The 18,140-nt window shown below is 36.6% G+C and carries 16 protein-coding genes; 5 read left to right on the top strand and 11 right to left on the bottom strand.

Going from position 1 to position 18,140, the window contains the following annotated elements:
* Positions 1-187: 187 nt before the first annotated feature.
* On the top strand, positions 188-1,783 hold the full coding sequence (locus AC2A1G_RS12260) for an ABC-F family ATP-binding cassette domain-containing protein (RefSeq protein ID WP_484047201.1): 1,596 nt from the start codon (positions 188-190) through the stop codon (positions 1,781-1,783).
* A 72-nt stretch (positions 1,784-1,855) separates the two neighbouring features.
* Here the strand turns inward: AC2A1G_RS12260 and AC2A1G_RS12255 are convergent, their stop codons facing one another.
* Both AC2A1G_RS12255 and AC2A1G_RS12250 read right to left on the bottom strand, forming a co-directional pair.
* Positions 1,856-2,104, bottom strand: a complete 249-nt coding sequence (locus tag AC2A1G_RS12255; RefSeq protein ID WP_484047200.1) for a hypothetical protein — start codon at positions 2,102-2,104, stop codon at positions 1,856-1,858.
* Between the two features lie 203 nt (positions 2,105-2,307).
* Complete coding sequence (locus tag AC2A1G_RS12250; protein WP_484047199.1) at positions 2,308-2,463, bottom strand: hypothetical protein; 156 nt, start codon at positions 2,461-2,463, stop codon at positions 2,308-2,310.
* Positions 2,464-2,794: 331 nt separating this feature from the next.
* Here AC2A1G_RS12250 and AC2A1G_RS12245 point away from each other — a divergent pair, with 331 nt between their 5' ends.
* Complete coding sequence (locus AC2A1G_RS12245; RefSeq protein WP_484047198.1) at positions 2,795-4,081, top strand: adenylosuccinate synthase; 1,287 nt, start codon at positions 2,795-2,797, stop codon at positions 4,079-4,081.
* A 99-nt stretch (positions 4,082-4,180) separates the two neighbouring features.
* On the opposite strand, the gene AC2A1G_RS12240 is transcribed toward AC2A1G_RS12245, so the two are convergent.
* The 9 genes from AC2A1G_RS12240 to AC2A1G_RS12200 all read right to left on the bottom strand — a co-directional run bounded on the left by AC2A1G_RS12240 (position 4,181) and on the right by AC2A1G_RS12200 (position 16,734).
* Positions 4,181-4,510, bottom strand: coding sequence for a helix-turn-helix domain-containing protein (locus tag AC2A1G_RS12240; protein WP_484047197.1), 330 nt, complete (start codon positions 4,508-4,510; stop codon positions 4,181-4,183).
* Positions 4,511-4,571: 61 nt separating this feature from the next.
* Entirely contained in the window at positions 4,572-4,778 is a 207-nt protein-coding gene (locus AC2A1G_RS12235; RefSeq protein WP_484047196.1) for a hypothetical protein, read from the bottom strand.
* Entirely contained in the window at positions 4,765-5,211 is a 447-nt protein-coding gene (locus tag AC2A1G_RS12230) for a transposase (RefSeq protein WP_484047195.1), read from the bottom strand. Before AC2A1G_RS12230 ends, AC2A1G_RS12235 begins: the two co-directional genes overlap by 14 nt.
* 197 nt (positions 5,212-5,408) lie before the next feature.
* Positions 5,409-6,143, bottom strand: coding sequence for a DNA-binding domain-containing protein (locus tag AC2A1G_RS12225; protein WP_484047194.1), 735 nt, complete (start codon positions 6,141-6,143; stop codon positions 5,409-5,411).
* Between the two features lie 120 nt (positions 6,144-6,263).
* Complete coding sequence (locus AC2A1G_RS12220) at positions 6,264-6,896, bottom strand: hypothetical protein (RefSeq protein WP_484047193.1); 633 nt, start codon at positions 6,894-6,896, stop codon at positions 6,264-6,266.
* Between the two features lie 79 nt (positions 6,897-6,975).
* Positions 6,976-13,473, bottom strand: coding sequence for a DUF8202 domain-containing protein (locus tag AC2A1G_RS12215; protein WP_484047192.1), 6,498 nt, complete (start codon positions 13,471-13,473; stop codon positions 6,976-6,978).
* A gap of 244 nt (positions 13,474-13,717) precedes the next feature.
* Positions 13,718-14,341 carry a hypothetical protein gene (locus tag AC2A1G_RS12210; RefSeq protein WP_484047191.1) on the bottom strand — a complete coding sequence of 208 codons (624 nt, stop codon included), beginning with the start codon at positions 14,339-14,341 and terminating at the stop codon, positions 13,718-13,720.
* Positions 14,342-15,037: 696 nt separating this feature from the next.
* On the bottom strand, positions 15,038-15,847 hold the full coding sequence (locus tag AC2A1G_RS12205) for a helix-turn-helix domain-containing protein (protein ID WP_484047190.1): 810 nt from the start codon (positions 15,845-15,847) through the stop codon (positions 15,038-15,040).
* Between the two features lie 98 nt (positions 15,848-15,945).
* Positions 15,946-16,734, bottom strand: coding sequence for a hypothetical protein (locus AC2A1G_RS12200; RefSeq protein ID WP_484047189.1), 789 nt, complete (start codon positions 16,732-16,734; stop codon positions 15,946-15,948).
* Between the two features lie 400 nt (positions 16,735-17,134).
* Here AC2A1G_RS12200 and AC2A1G_RS12195 point away from each other — a divergent pair, with 400 nt between their 5' ends.
* From AC2A1G_RS12195 to AC2A1G_RS12185, 3 genes are read left to right on the top strand one after another with little or no spacing between them, the layout of a single operon-like run.
* Entirely contained in the window at positions 17,135-17,494 is a 360-nt protein-coding gene (locus tag AC2A1G_RS12195) for a DUF7674 family protein (protein WP_484047188.1), read from the top strand.
* Between the two features lie 12 nt (positions 17,495-17,506).
* Positions 17,507-17,644, top strand: coding sequence for a hypothetical protein (locus AC2A1G_RS12190; RefSeq protein ID WP_484047187.1), 138 nt, complete (start codon positions 17,507-17,509; stop codon positions 17,642-17,644).
* Positions 17,645-17,686: 42 nt separating this feature from the next.
* Positions 17,687-18,067, top strand: a complete 381-nt coding sequence (locus tag AC2A1G_RS12185) for a DUF7674 family protein (protein WP_484047186.1) — start codon at positions 17,687-17,689, stop codon at positions 18,065-18,067.
* The last annotated feature ends 73 nt before the right edge of the window (positions 18,068-18,140 follow it).

The raw sequence follows: 18,140 nt of genomic DNA, 5'->3' as shown, positions 1-18,140 counted from the left end.
CTCAATGCATTTCGGTCAGATTTTAATTTAACCAAAAAAAATACTGCAAATTTCCAAAAAAAATAAAATCTTTATCTTTGCAATTCATAAAACCCAAACAAACAGCATGTAGAATTTAATTTCTTTCAGATTTAATCAACATTAACCTAAAAAGTTATTGAAGTTTAACCTTTTAAATAAAGAAATTATGCTTTTTCTACAAAATATATCCTTTGGGTTTCCTGCAGGGAATCTGCTTTTTAATTCTATCAACTTAACAGTATCTTCTCAAACAAAATCGGCTTTGGTCGGAAGCAACGGCACGGGAAAATCAACCCTGCTGAAAATCATGGCGAATGAAATTGAACCTTTGGATGGAAACATTAATGTTCAGGGTGATTTATTCTATGTTCCGCAGATGTTCGGGAATTTTAATGATCTCACGATTGCACAATGTTTAAAAATCGATAAAAAATTAGAAGCTCTTCAAAAAATCACGAGTGGGGAAGTGGATGAAATGTATTTTGAAATTTTAAATGACGACTGGGACATTGAAGAGCGATGTCAAATGGCTCTCCAACATTGGAAATTGGAGAATTTAAATTTAAATCAAACCTTAGAAAGCCTGAGTGGCGGACAAAAAACAAAGGTTTTTCTTGCCGGAATTCAAATTAATCAGCCTGACATTATTTTACTCGATGAACCTACAAATCATCTTGATCTGGAAGGTCGAAATCTGTTGTATGGTTTTATAGGAAAAACCAATTCAACAGTTGTGATTGTCAGTCATGACCGTGCAATGCTGAATTTGGTGGATACAATTTTTGAACTGAGCAATCAGGGAATTTCGACTTATGGAGGGAATTATGATTTTTATGCCGAACAAAAAGAAATCGAAAATGAAGCCTTGCAAAATGATATTCACTCGAAAGAACGTGCGCTGAAAAAGGCAAAAGAAAAGGAAAGAGAAACGATCGAACGAAAGCAAAAACTCGATGCACGAGGAAAAGGAAAGCAGGAAAAATCAGGCGTGGCGAGAATTATGATGAATACGCTGCGGAATAATGCTGAGAAAAATTCTTCCAAATTAAAATCAATTCACGCAGAGAAAATCAATGATATTTCGGGTGACTTGCGGGATTTGCGTTCGTCGGTGAGAAATGCGGATCAGATGAAAGTGAATTTTAATGATTCCAATCTTCATTCGGGGAAAATTTTGATTTCAGCAGAAGAAATTAATTATACATATAATGAAGGAAATCTTTGGAAAGAAAACCTCAATCTTGAAATCCGAAGTGGAGACAGAATTTCGGTTAAAGGTTCGAACGGTTCGGGAAAAACGACTTTGATTAAACTGTTGCTGGGAGATTTGCAACCTTCTGTTGGAACAATTTCGAGAACTGATTTTCAGACGATTTATATTGATCAGGAGTATTCTTTGATTGATAAACAGACGATGGTTTATGATTTTGCCCAACAGTTCAACGATAATGCGTTGCAGGAATCTGAAGTGAAAACCTTATTGTCAAGATTTTTATTCGGAAAGGAAACCTGGGACAAAAAGTGCGATGTTCTGAGTGGCGGAGAACGTCTGCGGCTTCTTCTGTGTGGACTTTCCATCAGCAATAAAGCGCCCGATATGATTATTCTCGATGAACCGACGAATAATTTAGACCTTCAAAATGTGGAAATTCTGACGAATTCTATTAAGGATTATAACGGAACTTTAATGGTGATTTCGCATGATGGGGTTTTTTTGAAAGAGATTGGGGTGGTAAGCGAGGTTTTGTTGAGGTTAGAATAATAAAAATATCCATACTGTTTGTCATTCCGCAGGAATCTAAGCGGTTGAAAGGTTTCTGCGGAATGATTATTATTATTTAACTTCTGATAATGTCCAATCAAGATAAATATCTTTGTTAATAAGGTCAACAAGAAGATCTTCTAAGTTTTTGCAAAAAGGTCTTTTTAATATTAATGGAGATTTTATTAGAGTTTCTTTTATTTCTTCTTCAGTATAATAATGAGCGTTTGGGTGATTACTATCATATTGATTAGCTTTCCATATTTTATGTTTTAATAAAACACTTAGTAAGTCCGCCATAATTAGTTCTTCAAAACCCATTTCATCTTCAACTTTATTAATTATTAAATCATACTTTCCATCCCATATATCATAATTTTTACAGTAAACCCTTATTAATCTTTCATTATTTAATTATATGGATAAGACCAGGTTTTTCTCCTATTGTACTTCCATAGGAAATTATTTTTTACTTCTTTTTAAAATGAATAGATGACCCTGTCCTACAAATTGATCCTCAAATTTTAATGTTTCAAAAACTTTTTAGATTGATAATGAAAACAAAATGTGTCATCAGTTTCACGTATATCATCTTCGAATATTTGAACAATATCTCCATATTCATTTAAAAGATAATTTTTAGCTATTTTTAAATATTCATCTTTTGAGTTTTCTTGCATTTTATTTTACGCGTTTTTTGTTAAGATTGTTTAAGAAGTTTTTGCGATTGAAATTTTTTATGAAACCTGAGTTTTCGCCTTTTTTGAGTTGATTGATTAATTCCAATTTATAATCTTTCAGCTGCGATTTATTCATTTTAAATTATTTGTCTAAGATTCGTTTTAAATTCAATCAAATATACAAATAACATAAATTTATTATTATACTTAAACAAAATTCATCATTCCTCAACCACATGATTTCCACCCACCCAAAAATAAAATCCACCTCAAATTTGCCCACCCAATTTTTTAAAAGTAATTTTGCATGAATCTAAAATAAAAGTAAAATATGTCAACTTACGTAGTTGTAGGTCTTCAGTATGGAGATGAAGGTAAAGGAAAAATCACGGATGTTTTATCTGCAAAATCAGATTACGTTGTACGTTTCCAAGGGGGCGACAACGCTGGTCACACGGTTTATGTGGGTGAAGAGAAATTCGTTTTGCACCTTCTTCCATCGGGAGTTCTTCAGTGCAAAGGGAAGTGTATCATTGCCAATGGTGTAGTGGTAAATCCTAAATCTTTCATTAAGGAGGTGAATCAGATTGAGAGCAAAGGCTTAAAGACAGATCACATTTTCATCAGCAGAAGAGCGCATGTGATCATGCCTTACCACATTCTTTTGGATACTTACCGTGAGGAAGAGCACGGAGGAACGCAGATCGGAACGACCAAAAAAGGAATCGGACCTTGCTACGAAGATAAAATCGCAAGAGTGGGAATCAGAATGATCGACCTTCTGAATCCTGAGATTTTGAGAGACAAAATCGAGAAAAACTTAAAAATTAAGAATTCTCTTTTCGAAAAATATTACGACAAACCAACTTTAGACGTTGAAGAAATCTACAACGAATATCTGGAAATCGGAAAACAGCTTCAGGACAGAATCGTTGATACTGAATTGGAACTGAACGAAGCCATCAGAGACGGTAAAAACGTTTTGTTTGAAGGCGCTCAGGCGTTGATGTTGGATATTGACTTTGGAACGTATCCGTACGTAACTTCATCTTCTCCGTCAACGGGAGGAGTTTGTACAGGAGCCGGTGTTCCGCCAACTTCACTTCAGAATTTGATCGGTGTTGCCAAAGCATATTGCACAAGAGTAGGAAACGGACCTTTCCCTTCTGAACTGGACAATGAATTGGGTGAAAGCATCAGACAGATTGGTGGTGAGTTCGGAGCGACTACAGGTAGACCGAGAAGAACAGGTTGGTTAGACCTTGTTTCTTTGAAGCACGCTTGTATGATCAATGGGATCAACAATTTGGTCATCACTAAATTAGACGTTCTTACAGGAATTGAAAATCTGAAAATCGTAACCCATTATAAAACTGAAGACGGAAAAATCATCGATTATTTTACTTCTTCAACTGAAAAGTTATACAACTACGAACCAATTTATCAGGATTTACCAGGTTGGAACGAAGATCTGACGAAAGTAAGAAGCTACGATGAACTTCCGGACACGGCTCAGAAATACATCGAGTTCATCGAAAAGTATCTGGGAATCAATGTTTATTTGGTTTCTGTAGGTCCTGAAAGAAGTCAGAACATTATCAGAAAAGAATTATTCTAAGGAATATTTTGAAAGAATTAAAATATAAAAACCGTCCCATTGAGGACGGTTTTTTGTTCATTGCACCATAACTTTTAATATGGAAAAATGTAAACTATTTTATGAAATATGGTAGAGCCTTTTCCATTTGGTTACCGTATTTCTGCTCAGGTTAAAATGATTGGCAAGCGTAATATTATTCAGCTTTTCTTTCGTTTGATACCGAAGTATATGAAGAATAGTTTGCTCATCATAAGACCTGTGTTTTTGATCAAAAGAGAGTGTATCTCTATCTTTTAAACCAAAGATTTTGTCGTTGAGTTCGATTACATTCATGATGGATAGATCTTCTTTTTGTAGAAGAGAGCTAAACTCATTTTTTCTTTCCGGGCATCTTTTAGCAATAATATCTTCAAATATTCTTTGGTAATTGGGTTTTATACTTTTCATAACCGTATATGTGTTTTTAAACTCTTAAAAGCTATTGATAATCAATGAAAAATATTGATTGTCATATCGTGAAAACAACATCAGCAATATCATTTTCGTTAAATCCTATGAATGTTTTCTTTTTATAAAAAAGGAAGATTGTTATTGAGTAGATCATGTTCCCATTAGCATCTGTTACATAATCGTCTCCTAATAATGATATGATTTCCGCTCTTGTTCTTCCCGAAAGCTTTACATCTTTTTGTGCTGAATTTTTATTTCCTTTCATTATTATACTTATTTATCCATTTGTATAAAGTGGTTTTAGGTATTCTGTAGTCATCTATAATCTGTTTTTTTGTTTTTTCACCAGACTTTAGAGCATCCAGAATAAACTCTATGATTTCTTTGGTATATATGTTTTTTCTGAATTGAGGCAAAGCTGAAGGGTCTGCTTTTTTCAAACTTCCCATCTGCCGTTTTTCTCCATGCACCGAAGAAAATAAAAGCAGATGCTGTGAATAAATTCGGAAGAAATCATACTCCAGTAATTTACTCCACCGTAGAAGAGTAGAAGTTTCAATACTTTCTGAGGTGTACATTTGCCTTATTTCGTTTTCTGTACATTTTAAAAAACTGCAGATGCGGTGTATACCAATACCGGATTCTTTCACCCGTTCTTCAAGCAATTGACCGATATGGATATTCTTAAAATCAATCATTGAGATTCTTTTTGATCATTATTTTTATCATTTATTGTGTTTTCAGGCTTTCAGATTTTTCAGATTTAAATAATAATCTTTAAGCTTTTATATTCCTTATATTGTATTCATCAATAGCCTCGTATTATGGTTCCCAACAGGGGTATATAAAAAAAACCAACAGCATCGTGTTGGGGTTGCCAATACCTGCTTATGCGTTATACCACAGTTAAAATTTTATCCAGTAGGGCAGTTCGGGGCTCTTTTAGAAAAACAGAGTTTCCGGTGTACTGCGTTACGATTTCCAGATGATAAGATCCTGCCGGTAGATCCGGGATAACGACGATAACTTCCGATGGATTATTAATCACCAAATCACTTGTGTCCACAGGAGTACGCTCGTTGGTTACTGTATTTAAGAAGAAGATGCCGTTGGCGGTATTTTCGCCGGCTACTTTTATTTTATTTCCGCTTATTTTAAGGTTTCTTGCGGGAGTAAGAGTATCGTTCACAGTGCCACTTTTCACATCTTTTACCTGTAATATGGCTGATGAAGTGTCTGCTACCCCAAGGATATTAATTTCAATATTCGGGATTTCTGCTCTCAGCTTTTCACCTTGGTTAAATTGAAAAAGAATGCTGTGCTTTTCACTGTTAAAGCTTTCAGCAGAGCTGTCGAATACTCCACGAATCTGTGTTCCGGCAGTAAAATATCCGGTATTAATGGAGTAGCCATCACAAAGCTGATAAGCCATTTCTTTAAGGAAAAGCGCTGCAGCATGTTCCATAGCCGCTGCAGATACATCTGCGCCACCACGGTTAGCAGCAGATTCGCAAATCTGCTTTACATTTAAGGAGCGCTCGCTTACGGTGCGGGCAATAAAATCGTTGGGATTGTCTTTTGTAAGAACGTTATCGTAAAGATAAGCTTTGATCTTGTGTAAAATTGGCATAAGTATGTGTTTTTAATTGTTGATAATTTTTTTCATTAATGCTAAACATGCCTGTAAAGCTCTTTCATACTTCCCTAAGATTCCCCTCCGGAAGAGGGGAAATAGGGGAGATTTTTATTTTTATGGTTTCCAGAAACTCCAGACTGTACCGTTGTAAACGGCAAGCTGTTTTTTCACGGTATCGTACGCCATCATTCCGGGAGCCGGATTGATGATGTTGAGATGCGGGCTTGCCACTTTAGGCAGTACCATTGCTTTGTTGGTATCGGTTAATACCAATATTCCATTGGTGGTGTCTGTAGCAGCGCTTGTGCCGATGGCAGTTTTAGCATTATCGGTTTCCTTTACATTATCCTGCAAGGCGGAGTTAATGGCGTTGAACTGCGTAAAAATGACATCATTATTAGAACCGTCTTTTACGGTCAATGGGAAAGTAGGGCTTCCCGTAAGGTCTGTCCATGCGCCCGATTTTCTGTATTTCAGCTTTTTATCAGAAAGGTCAAAGATAAAGGTTCCGTCTACAACTGTTCCCTGCATTCCTCTGTACCCTGCACCTGTTGTTGCGTTGTAAGCAACAGGATTATTGGCAACAGTAGTCGTCCAGGGTACTACAATTCCTTTGGTATTATCTGCATTATCATAAAATTCCAGAGAAACATTAGAGCCTGCAGTTACTGCACTTTTTCCGATGGCAATCTGTGAAAATGCCGGTATCGAAAGAAGTCCTAAAGCTATTATTGTTAATTTTTTCATTGTTTTGATTTTTAAATGAAAGAAGAAGTAAAAGAGGTGAGGGTGTCTCACCTCTTTATTCTTCAATACTATATTCTAATTAATCCGGACAAGCCTGAGTATTTAAACAATGCCAGTTGGCAGTGGTTTCTCCATCCTTGATGGTATAGATTTTCAGACAAGCCGCTTCCTGATCATACACCGCCATTCCTTCGATAGGATTGGTGATTAAACTTAAACCGGCTGTAGTAGCTACTCTGTTGATAACGAATCCTTTTTCTTTAGATTCCAAAACAGTCCACGCACCTTTTCTTGCCATTGGCCAGTTGTCTGTATTATCTGATCCTGCTCTGCTCAATGCAGTAATTCCTGCTTTGGTATCTTGTGCAGTACCTGTTAAAACACCCGGTTTGTAGCAGAAAGATGTAGTCTCTGCACCACATAACGCAATTACAGCTGTATTATAGGTATAAGTAGAAACTGCACTATCTGTGTTGGTACCATTCCCAATACTTCCATTAATATAATGTCCTACATAACCAAATCTGTTATCGCTCTTTTTGACGTTCATCGAGGTGTGACCACCTGTTTCTACAGCAATGATCTCGTCAGTCAATTGCATTCCGTTAGCATTTGTGCTGCTACCCGGCATATAGGTTGGATTAATACTAGCTGCTGCGCTTCCACCAAGCATAGAAAAATCATTGACCCCCCAAGCCCATTGCTTACGATCGTTTGTCAATACATTAATAGCACCAATACCTGATGCATAATCAGAATGTTCACCAGGTGATATCCACGCAATATTTGTTAATGCACCTGTACCTTGTCCTTGACTTGCCGGTTTTTGTGGCTGTATCCAAGTCGTACTGACTGTGGTAGTCCCATTTCCCAATTGTCTGCTGTTATTTTCCCCCATAGAAAAGAGTCTTCCATCAGTAGCTAACAAATAATAGGATTGTGATCCTGATGGTAATCCCCTTGTCATTCCAATCATCTTAGGAGTAACTCCTCCTACAGCTGGTAGAGATACTGGTGTTGCATAGGTTCTGTTGGTAGCGGCTCCGCTATTAACATAGGTACCTGTACCCCAAGTATAGAGACCACCGGTGGAAGTTAAAGCAAACAAAGCATTAAATGTACCACGCATGGCAACTACATTATCAAGATTTGGATTTCCTGCTGCCGATGTTTTCACTCGGTGCCAGATCACATTATTGGTTGCATCTTGGGCTGTACCGTCACCATTTTTGGCACCTGTCATAGAGAGTACCCAAGCCTCACCACTACATGTTGTAATTGCTAATGTTCCATAAGATCCAAACATCATCTTAACCTGACCAGGGATTACACCTGCAGGCAAACCGTCTGTTTTACCATTTACCGTGATTTTACCAAATGCACTGGTGCCTTTAATCGATGAACTTATTAAGTAGTTAGGTGTTCCCCAAACATAGAGACCATCAGTAGTTAATAAAGCGTGTTGATGATAATTTTCACCAGAATTCCCTGATCCTCCTGTTGCTTTTAATGGTGTTCCGGTATAGTTAAAGCCATTTGCCGGGGTTATTGCTGTAGGAGATAGTAAATTACCTGTTCCGTTAGGATCAGTTTCTTCTCCCCAAACTTTAAAACCTCCAGTACTTTCTTTAATAATAGTAGAGTGGAACATCGATACCATATTATCATACTCTATGGTATTAGGATCTACACTGTTTACATAGGTATTTGGGTTACAGTCTCCTGTTGTACAACAAACTACTCCTGTTACTGTAGCTGCAGAGCTTACCGTTCTTGGTCTTCCTGATGCTACAGTGAAAAATGCATAGTAGGTACCCGGTGATACCGCAGTGACATTTGTCATTACAGGGCTGCTAGCATCATTTGTTGCATGCCATTCTACATCACTTGGTGGCGTAGTTAAGTTGGCATCGTTAAGATTGGCTGTTGTACCGTTACAGATTGTTAAATCTTGTACAGCAGGACCTGCCACTGCAGCACATATTGTCACAACTGCGGTACTATAAGTATACGTAGTAACATTAGCTTCTGCACTATTACCACTTCCCATACTTCCGAATTTTCTATGCCCTACATACCCAAATTCACTTGAACCTTCTTTCACATTAATGGTGGTATGTCCACCTGTTTCTACAGCAATTACCTTATCTGTAAGTGCCAGCCCATTAGCATTTAGACTATTTCCTGACATATAAGTAGGGTTCTGAGAAGGTGTTACAGTTCCGCCAATCATATTATCGTCATTAGATCCCCAAGACCATTGCTTTTTATCAGTAGTAAGAATACTTATAGTAGCCTGCCCTGAATTTGTACCGTTATGTTCGTTTGGCGAAATCCAGGCAATATTCCCTCCTAAGGTATAGGTAGTGCCTGAAACAGTGGAAGTAGCCGTAACTTCTTTCCATGTATTACTAGCGGTGGTAGTACCATCTCCTAACTGTCGGCTGGCGTTATTCCCCATAGCGTAAAGCTTCCCATCGGTTGCCAAAAGATAATAGGTTTGTGCAGCAGCACTAGTAGTTTGAGTCATTCCTATCATTTTAGGCGTTACACCCGCAGGTACTGTTACTTCCGTTGCATAAGGTCTTGCAGCAGCAGCACCGCTGTTGATGTATGTACTTGTACCCCAGGTATAGAGCTTCCCGCTAGAAGTTAATGCAAACATAGCATTGGATGTACCACGTAAGGCAACTACATCGACAAGGTCTGGATTTCCTGTTTCCGCTGTTTTTACTTTATGCCAGATGACATTATTGGCTGCATTTTGGGGCGTACCGTCACCATTTTTAGTTCCATTGAAAGACAACACGTAAGCATCGCCGATACAAGTAGTAATCGCTAAAGTTCCGTGAGAACCAAACATCATTTTTACATCAGCAGGGGCTACACCTGTAGGTAATCCATTTGTGTTGCCAACACCTATAGTGATTTTTTCAAAAGGTCTGGTGTTTTTAATAGTATTACTAATTAAAACATTTGCTACCCCCCATACATATAAACCATCTGTGGTTAAAAGAGCAGATTGATGTGATCCTTCAGAATTACTACCCATTGTAGCTTTAAGCGGAGTACCAATATAGTTATAACCAGTTGTTGGGCTTATTTCTGTAGGAGAAAGATTGTGTCCGTTGCCACTGTTTGCACTATACTCTCCCCATGTTTTAAATACGCCATTACTTTCTTTTATGATAGTAGCGTGAAAACCTGAAACCATATTATCATACTCTATGGTATTAGGGTTTAAAGTATTTACAAAAGTATTTGGGTTACAGTCTCCAGTAACACAATTGCTGGTTACAGTTCTCGCAAAAGTAATATACCTTTGGGTGTTGTCTGGGTTAAAATTATTAGTGAAAACCCATTTTCCACTCGTAAAAGTACCTGTAACCCGTATTGCATTGGTCGTGAATGCAGCATCATCTGCAATGATCATTTCTACATTACCGCCATTTGCAAATGAGCCTCCGTAAGTTGACAGATCTGCTTCAAAGTACAATGCTCCTGCGGTATTGGTACGTTGAGACAACCATGTTCTCTGAATGCGCTGCATTGCAACACTATTCACATTCATGGTAGTAAGCGTATTTGAAGTAACATTGTTATCTCCCAATAAGAAATACGTTTTGTCATTAGCCAATCCTGTACGTGCTGGTGCAAGGTTAGGATTAACAAAATCATTAATTGTTGCCACGGTAAGTATCGTTCCGTCGTTCACGCTTTTTGATACTTTTTGATGGAAAACGCCGATGTCTTCTCTTGCCACACCAAAGATATTATTGTTGTAAGCTGTATTGGCAGCACCGTTCCATACTATTCCGGCATCAGCACCCAGATAATGGTCTGTATCTACACGTCCCATCGTGATACCATACTTAATGGCAAGATAAGAGTCTACTCTTCTTCTTTCAGCTGGGGTAATGTTTCCTGAACCATAAATAATGGTTTCAGCAATATGACCTATGAAACCACCATTGTCACTTCCACTTCCTGTCCATTGAGTAGAACCAAAAATGTGTCCTCCCAAAGGAATTCCCATTGCTCCGTTACTATTATAAGTACTTCCGTTTGCAGCACCGTTTAATCCTCTGCTGAATGGTTGGTTCAGGAAGTTATAGTACATAATACTTGGTATGGTTGTACTGAAACCAGGCGCAACATTTGGAAAAGTAGTTGATCCGTTATAAATCCTTCTTTCAACATTCCCTGTTGGCCAAATACCTAAATAATCCCAGTTATCAATAGAAGTATTAACGTTATTCATACCTATACTGAATAAATGGGGGTTACCGCTGCCTGGATTTGTCATGCCTTCTTTGGTCACCATAAACAGGTCGTTATTCGCATTGAAAATGGTCTGTACGCCAAGCGTTCCTATGGTTTGGTTTATGGCTGTAAAATTAGCTCCCGCGTTAAAGTTGAAATAGTCTACTGCACCTTGCTTGTACTTAGGAAGATTATTTCCGCCTACTTGTGAAACTGTAGTTCCAGACCACTGATCAACCCATGCAGTAAGATCTGTACCATCGCCTGTATTTGTTGCATTTCTATCTGCACGGTACCAATATGATATTCCATTCTGAACACCTGCAGGTGATGCTGCATTTACATTTACGGTAACATCATCAGAACTTGTACAAGTTCCGGTAGCAACCGTCCATCTGAAAGTATAAGCCCCTACGTTATTGAGCCCTGTAACATTGGTGTTAGGCACTGATGGACTTACGATTACAGGATCTGGTGCACCTGCCGGTTTTGATACCAAAGACCATGTGCCGGTAGAAGTTCCTGCATTGTTTCCGTTAAGCGTAGCTGTAGTGGTGCTTGCCGTAACGATATTTTGATCTGACCCTGCATTGGCACCTACTTGTGCTGTAACAAAAATAGAGAAGGTATCTTCAAGTGAAGTTCCTGAGCAGGCATATTCATCGGTTAATATTTTTCCGGAACCGCTACCCACAGCTCTTATTCTGAAGACATATTCTCCTGCTCTGTTAAGATTGCTGATGACTGTAGATGCACTGGTAAGTGATCTGTTAGCTTGAACCTCATAAACAGGAGTCGCTGCCCCTGCAGGACTTGCAAGCAAAGTAAAATCATAACGTCCGCCATACTCCTGAAGATAAGTTGGATTCGATGCCGGCGCTATATAAGATGCCGGTAATGGCACTGTTGCCGCTACCACTCCAGAACCAGGATAACATATCGTAATGTTGTTTACATTCACAGCAGGGCGTGCTCCATCTGATATATGAGCATAAAAAATATGTTGTCTTGTACAACCTCCGGCTGAGGTAAGCGTAACAGCAACTTTATAAGTGGCCGCTCTCCACCCTCCCGATGGTGGTGTAAGGGTTACACTTCTGTTGGCAGTTCCCGCACCACTCTGTACAAATGTGGGTGACCCTCCCGGTGGCACTGCTGTTCCGTTTGTTATGACATCAGAAATTGTCGGCGGATCTGCTGCATTAATTTTATAATAAAAAGTAATGGGTGCCGTAGAATTTACCATACCACAATATACTGCCCCTCCTGTATTTCCAGCACTATACACCTCTGTCTGGTTAGGATGAGCAGGGTCTAAGAACGTTAAAGCACTTGGCTGGAAACCATTAAATCTATAAGTAAGTCTGTTAGTAAAACTTCCTGTGCTATTTGAAATGGTAAGATCGAATACATAATCGCCGGTAGCTGTAATTCCTGTAAAATAAAGTCTACCATTCGCTATACGGGAATACTGAATATTTCCTCCAGGCGGCTGGCTTACAGGTGTCATTGTAACTGTTGTACCAAAAGCAGGATTTCCCGATGAGTTGGCAGTTGTAGTTGCCAATTTGGGTGAAGCATTAGTAGGATCATAATAAAATGTACTGCCACCAACGGGTGGAGACACACATGTAGTTGCTATAGGATTCCAAAGCATGTTAGGATTAGGAATAAACCTAACGATTGCATCATCTTCATACCAACAACTCGAGTTTACATTAGAAGTGATTCTTACAATAACACGGTAAGCAGGATCTATGGTATGATTTGCCTTGCTGGTAAGCGTTAATGTAGTACTTGCCGTTGTATTACTGCTAAGTGTAGCATTGGTAGGATTCATCTGTCCGAAGGTTTCAAAATCATAGATGTTATAAAACCTCCATGAAGGGCTGTATCCATCGGGTATGGTAGCATTAAGAGTGGCTACACCTGTAGTTGCAGGTATATCTGTAATATCTGGTCCTGCTGTAAAGCCAGTTGTAGCACCGGTAGATGTAATCGTTACCTGTGAAGTTGCAGTTCCGGATGGGGTACAGTTTTGCGTTACCTGAAAAACGTAGTTCCCGGAAGAGTTCATTTGGCTGACAGTAGGTGTCAGGGTATTGGTATTGTTAAATACAGGATCTGTTGCACCGGGAGGCTTAGACACGATTGTCCAAGTCGGGGTGCCAGTTGGAGTACCTGTTGTGGATCCCTGCAGTGTGTAAGACGTACCACATATGGTTGTGTTACCTCCGGCGTTGACCGAGCAGGACTGCGAGAAAACCAGCAGATTTCCCGTGAAAAATAGTAATAATACTAGGAGATTTTTCATCATATCATTAGGTTTAAAATTTTTTTTACTTGTTTGCTTTTATCTATCCAGAGTCTATGTTCCGGATTTTATGAAATGTGCATTGCTTCGTGTGTTGATTGGTGATCTCCCTACCCCGAACAGTAGAGACTCATCAAACAGATATACCGCAAAAACTGTTTTTCAAGTTTTCCGACCTATTATTTCTTAACTGATTCTGAATATTACAAGAATTTCACATGAGATGTTTATTCCTGTTTTTAGATTATATCATGAATGGAGGGGGACGAGTGAAACTATGGGAGTACATAGTTTTCGGCGTAAAAGAAAATTGGTATTTGACGGCCTTTATTTCGCAGAACTGTGCTGAGAAAATCAGGCAATGATAATGTATGGTAATGGCTTTAAAAGAATGATTGCTGTTTGTAGTAGCAACTGTACTATTATGCTTAGATGATTCGAAAGCGTTTTTAGGGTGATGAGAAGTGATATTTACAGGAACTTCTTTTTTCAGAGTTTTATTTTCTGCTACATCAACAGTCTTTTTAACTATGTTTTTTTGCTTTGCTTTGGTGTGTAATACACTGTTTCCAGCTGTTTTTGATTTTTTTGGAGAACTGTTGGTGTCATTCTTGTATTCAATGTTTTCCATTCCGTACACAAGGGCACCATTAGAAACATGTAAAATTCCGTTTTCAGAAACAACTACAGGAGGATTTTCAGGATTTTGGTCATCAACATAAGCTTCCGATACTGCATCTTTTGGGTCACAAACCGCATAGAGTTGAGTGGAGAATAAAACTAATAACAGGGAAAAAATAAAACCCAGTTTTCTAATGAAACCAAAGGGTCTCATTTTGAAGAAAACTGAGTTCTTGTCTTTTTTCATCACAAATGATTTTATTAGTTTTTAGTTGATAATTTAAATAGAAAGAGGGGAATATTTTCTAATAAATGTGTGACAATAATACAGTGATATTGTTGATGAAAAAACAAAACTAATTCATAATTACTGAAATCATTCCATTATAAATTTTTGGTTTTACAATTTTACATATATGAAAATCAATCTTTTATATATTGTTATGTGGTTTTGTACCCTGTTTTTATTTTTTGCAATTCTGAAATTATCATGTGTCTCATGTGTATTCTAGGCAAAGATTTTTTCTATAAATTAGTTCTTGTATAGGTTAATTCTTGACAAATCATCAATAGATTCGTGAAGTAGATAAAATTTAGTAAGCTAAAAACAACACTGCCTTCGTCAGGATTAATCTATAATAATTCCAATTCAAGGTGGAAAGTAGGATGTTTTGTGAGGGTGATGAAAGTCAGAAAACGAAGCATCAAAGTAAACCTGCAGAACTTCAGATATAAGAATTCAAGAAGATTATTCCGTAAGGCATTTCATTTGGAAATAGAAATTTGATGAAGTCTGCTAAGAAAAGCTTTTAGGCAAAAACTATGAGAATATTCTACTTTAAATATTGATTTAAAGTATCAAAAAAATAAAATTCCAGATTATCCTACTTACTAAAAGCAAAATAATCTGGAATTATGATTAAGAAAAATTTAAACCAATGAATTATAGCTTATTGTCAAGATCTTCTTTAAGACTTTGTATGAAATAAGATGGTGTGACACCAGCAAATTTCTTGAATGCCAATACAAAGACCTGTGATGAAGAGTAACCGCATTCTTCGGCTAAGTAACTGATTTTGTATTCTCTGTATTTGGTTTCGTTGTAGAGTTTTTGTATAATGTAATTAATTCTTAATTCGTTGATGTAGTTGCTGAAATTTTGAGACTTGTGAGTGCGTATAATCTCAGAAAGGTATTTTGTGTTTGTATTTGACTGAATAGAAAGAATGCTGGAGGTATAATCTTTTTTCAGAAACTTCTCAGATTTTTCAAATGCTTCCAATCGTTTAAGAATTCTTGCTTCAGTTTCTTTAGAGATTATAGTTCTGCTTACAGACTTACTCTCTATTTCTTCACCAGTAAGCAACTCATTTTCGTCTATGTAGATATTATTTATATCATCAGAAACAGTTTCAGAAGCGGTAGAAGGAGAATCATCCTTTAGCTTTTCAATGATTTGCTCGTAATTCTTACGGAGTATTTTATTTCTTCTTCTCCATACAACAGCTGTAATTATTCCCGTAAGTAATGCAAGAATTCCTGTGATAATCCATTGCTTTTTTGATTTTTCTTCGTGTTTTGTATCCACTTTAGCTACCATTTCTTTCATCGTTGAATTGGTTGCATTTCTTTGTACATAGTCAATACTGTCATTAAGATCCTTGTATTTATCTCTGTAAAATTTTGACTTTTCGGTATCATTAATTTCTAAATAAGCCTGAAGGAGAAATTCATAAGAATTTTTTCTAAGCATTGGATAGCTGTGTTGCTTTTCATAATTTAAAGCACGTTCAGCGCATTCTATCGCCTTATGGTATTCTTTTTTTGTAATATATAATCTACTCAGATTGTTTAATGTCTGAGCTTTATTGGCAGGATCAATATCGTACTTTTTATTTTCATATATTTTTGCGCATCTAAAAGGTATTTTTCAGCCAATTTCAAATAATCCTTAATCAATTCATGTTCCAGGTAAAAAAGCCCTAATTTCATATTCATATAAGCAATCAGGTCATATTTTTGCTCAGGACTTATCACATCACTTTTATCACTGATGTTTTTTGCCATCTCAAGGCTTCTTTTGAAATTTATAAACATAGAATCATTTGCCGCCTGCTCTTTTCCTCTGGTTTCATAATAAACATTGATGTTCTCATAAGCAAAAGATAATAGCTGCATTTTTTTATCATGATTTTCTACTTGCTTTGCATACTCAATCGCTTTTTCAAAATCTTTGTAGCTTTCATCGCTCAGACCTAAATATCCCAATGCTAAAGCACTTCTTCTGTAGATACTCGATATATGACCATAAAGATCTTTTTTATTTTTTGCAACCTTTTTAAGTTCATTAGCAAGGTCTACGGTTTTCTGATCTTCACCTATCCCAAGGTAAATAGATGTAAGATAATTACCACTTCGCAATATTCCCCAGTCATAATCTGTTTTTTTAGAATCAGACTTCAATTTTAGTAATGTATTTTCGTACTTAGGGTCAACAAAAGTTTTGCTTTTTTCAGCAATCTCATTTAATTGTCTGTCGATAGCTTTTGTTTCTACCGTATTACCCGTAGGCTCTGCATTTTGAGCAAGTAAGGATTGGGTCAAAAAGAAGATGAAAAATAAGTATACTTTAATATTCATCAGAGAATAGTTTTCAGTTGTGTGTTTGGTTAAATTTAGGCAAATCAAAAGTACATTAATTTAATCTGTAAAGCAGATTTATTATTTTATATGTTTTTCGAAACTCAGATTGCCTTTTACAGCATTTCAAAAAGCTAGTTTTAAAATCTATTTTTTTTGGAATTTCTTTTTAATAAAAATAAAGAATTGAAAGGCTTGTCTTAGATGAATTAGGTCAAACGACGTAACATTAGATTTTTATTTTCCTTCTATCATTTTGATAAAAAAGCCTATCATTTTGCTATGTTTTCCGATGTGAAAAAAAACAAATTAAATTATAAATTTTTGATTTGCAATTGGTTGGAGTTAATGCTTTTTTAAAGGAATATCTTTTGGCATTAATGATTCAAATCAAAATAAAATGAATCACACAGAAGCAATCCAAGAGATTATAAAAGTAGCACCGGAATCTAAAGATGAATTTCAGGAAGTTTATAAAACCAAGAACTCTTTTATGGTCATCAACGTTTTTACAAAACATATCAAAAATCTTATTAACAAAGGCGACGTTAAGATTTTGTTGAAGTCACTTGTTAAGATGAATGAGTTGTACAAAAAAGGCGACCAATCTCTGAAAAATGCCATTGAAAACGTCTTTGTCTATTCTCTCGACAGTCTCACATTCTCTTGTACCAATGCCTACAAAAACCTAATTTTCTCTAAAATCCCAAAAGATTTGAGTAGAGCATACTTTAAACAGGTTTATAAATCAGGAATTTAAAATAAAAAAACAATGAACAGAAAATTAAAGTATCAGGACCGTTACAATCAATGGAAATCTTCAAACAGAAGACATGATTTGCAAATACTGACTGTAAATTTAGCTGTGATTATTGCTGTATTTGTTTGCGCTTATATTCTCCAGCCTTAATAGAAAATATTAAGATTAAGTTTAAAACTTAAAATTTGACTAATGCAAAAGATTAATCAAAAAAAAACAGTAGAGTATTTGCAAGTTTTGTATCCAGAAATCCGCAATGAAATTTCGAATCTTTCACTGGCAAATAACTTTGCAGGAATTATGCAGATTACAGTCGACCAGCTAAAAAATCTCTTATCACAATCAAAAGTTCAATCGGTTATTCGAAATGTCAAACGGATGGCTTGGATTTACAAAAGAGGTAATTCCTACGTCCGATACATTATAGAGAATATTTTCATAAGGTCTTTTGAAAGCCTAAGAAGGAAAGCCAGCTCACAACAATGGAAATTTCTTTTTCAAGAGATTCCTTCAGACTTTAAAAATATCTATTTTGAGCAAATCAGACAAGACCAGAAAATAGGGTGTAATTAAAGCTTTTGAATCTTAATAATTTAAGATGGAAAATTGAGATCAGCATTTAATTTGTAAAAATAGCTTGATGAAA

Source organism: Chryseobacterium sp. HNCC26DJ240, from assembly GCF_057180485.1.
Note: the sequence above shows the minus strand (reverse complement) of the source record. Positions and strands in the feature narration are given on the sequence as shown.

Coding starts and splice junctions, on each gene's coding strand:
- AC2A1G_RS12260 (WP_484047201.1), top strand. CDS start 188: ATGCTTTTTCTACAAAATATATCCTTTGGGTTTCCTGCAGGGAATCTG.
- AC2A1G_RS12255 (WP_484047200.1), bottom strand. CDS start 2,104: ATGGGTTTTGAAGAACTAATTATGGCGGACTTACTAAGTGTTTTATTA.
- AC2A1G_RS12250 (WP_484047199.1), bottom strand. CDS start 2,463: ATGCAAGAAAACTCAAAAGATGAATATTTAAAAATAGCTAAAAATTAT.
- AC2A1G_RS12245 (WP_484047198.1), top strand. CDS start 2,795: ATGTCAACTTACGTAGTTGTAGGTCTTCAGTATGGAGATGAAGGTAAA.
- AC2A1G_RS12240 (WP_484047197.1), bottom strand. CDS start 4,510: ATGAAAAGTATAAAACCCAATTACCAAAGAATATTTGAAGATATTATT.
- AC2A1G_RS12235 (WP_484047196.1), bottom strand. CDS start 4,778: ATGAAAGGAAATAAAAATTCAGCACAAAAAGATGTAAAGCTTTCGGGA.
- AC2A1G_RS12230 (WP_484047195.1), bottom strand. CDS start 5,211: ATGATTGATTTTAAGAATATCCATATCGGTCAATTGCTTGAAGAACGG.
- AC2A1G_RS12225 (WP_484047194.1), bottom strand. CDS start 6,143: ATGCCAATTTTACACAAGATCAAAGCTTATCTTTACGATAACGTTCTT.
- AC2A1G_RS12220 (WP_484047193.1), bottom strand. CDS start 6,896: ATGAAAAAATTAACAATAATAGCTTTAGGACTTCTTTCGATACCGGCA.
- AC2A1G_RS12215 (WP_484047192.1), bottom strand. CDS start 13,473: ATGAAAAATCTCCTAGTATTATTACTATTTTTCACGGGAAATCTGCTG.
- AC2A1G_RS12210 (WP_484047191.1), bottom strand. CDS start 14,341: ATGAAAAAAGACAAGAACTCAGTTTTCTTCAAAATGAGACCCTTTGGT.
- AC2A1G_RS12205 (WP_484047190.1), bottom strand. CDS start 15,847: ATGCTTAGAAAAAATTCTTATGAATTTCTCCTTCAGGCTTATTTAGAA.
- AC2A1G_RS12200 (WP_484047189.1), bottom strand. CDS start 16,734: ATGAATATTAAAGTATACTTATTTTTCATCTTCTTTTTGACCCAATCC.
- AC2A1G_RS12195 (WP_484047188.1), top strand. CDS start 17,135: ATGAATCACACAGAAGCAATCCAAGAGATTATAAAAGTAGCACCGGAA.
- AC2A1G_RS12190 (WP_484047187.1), top strand. CDS start 17,507: ATGAACAGAAAATTAAAGTATCAGGACCGTTACAATCAATGGAAATCT.
- AC2A1G_RS12185 (WP_484047186.1), top strand. CDS start 17,687: ATGCAAAAGATTAATCAAAAAAAAACAGTAGAGTATTTGCAAGTTTTG.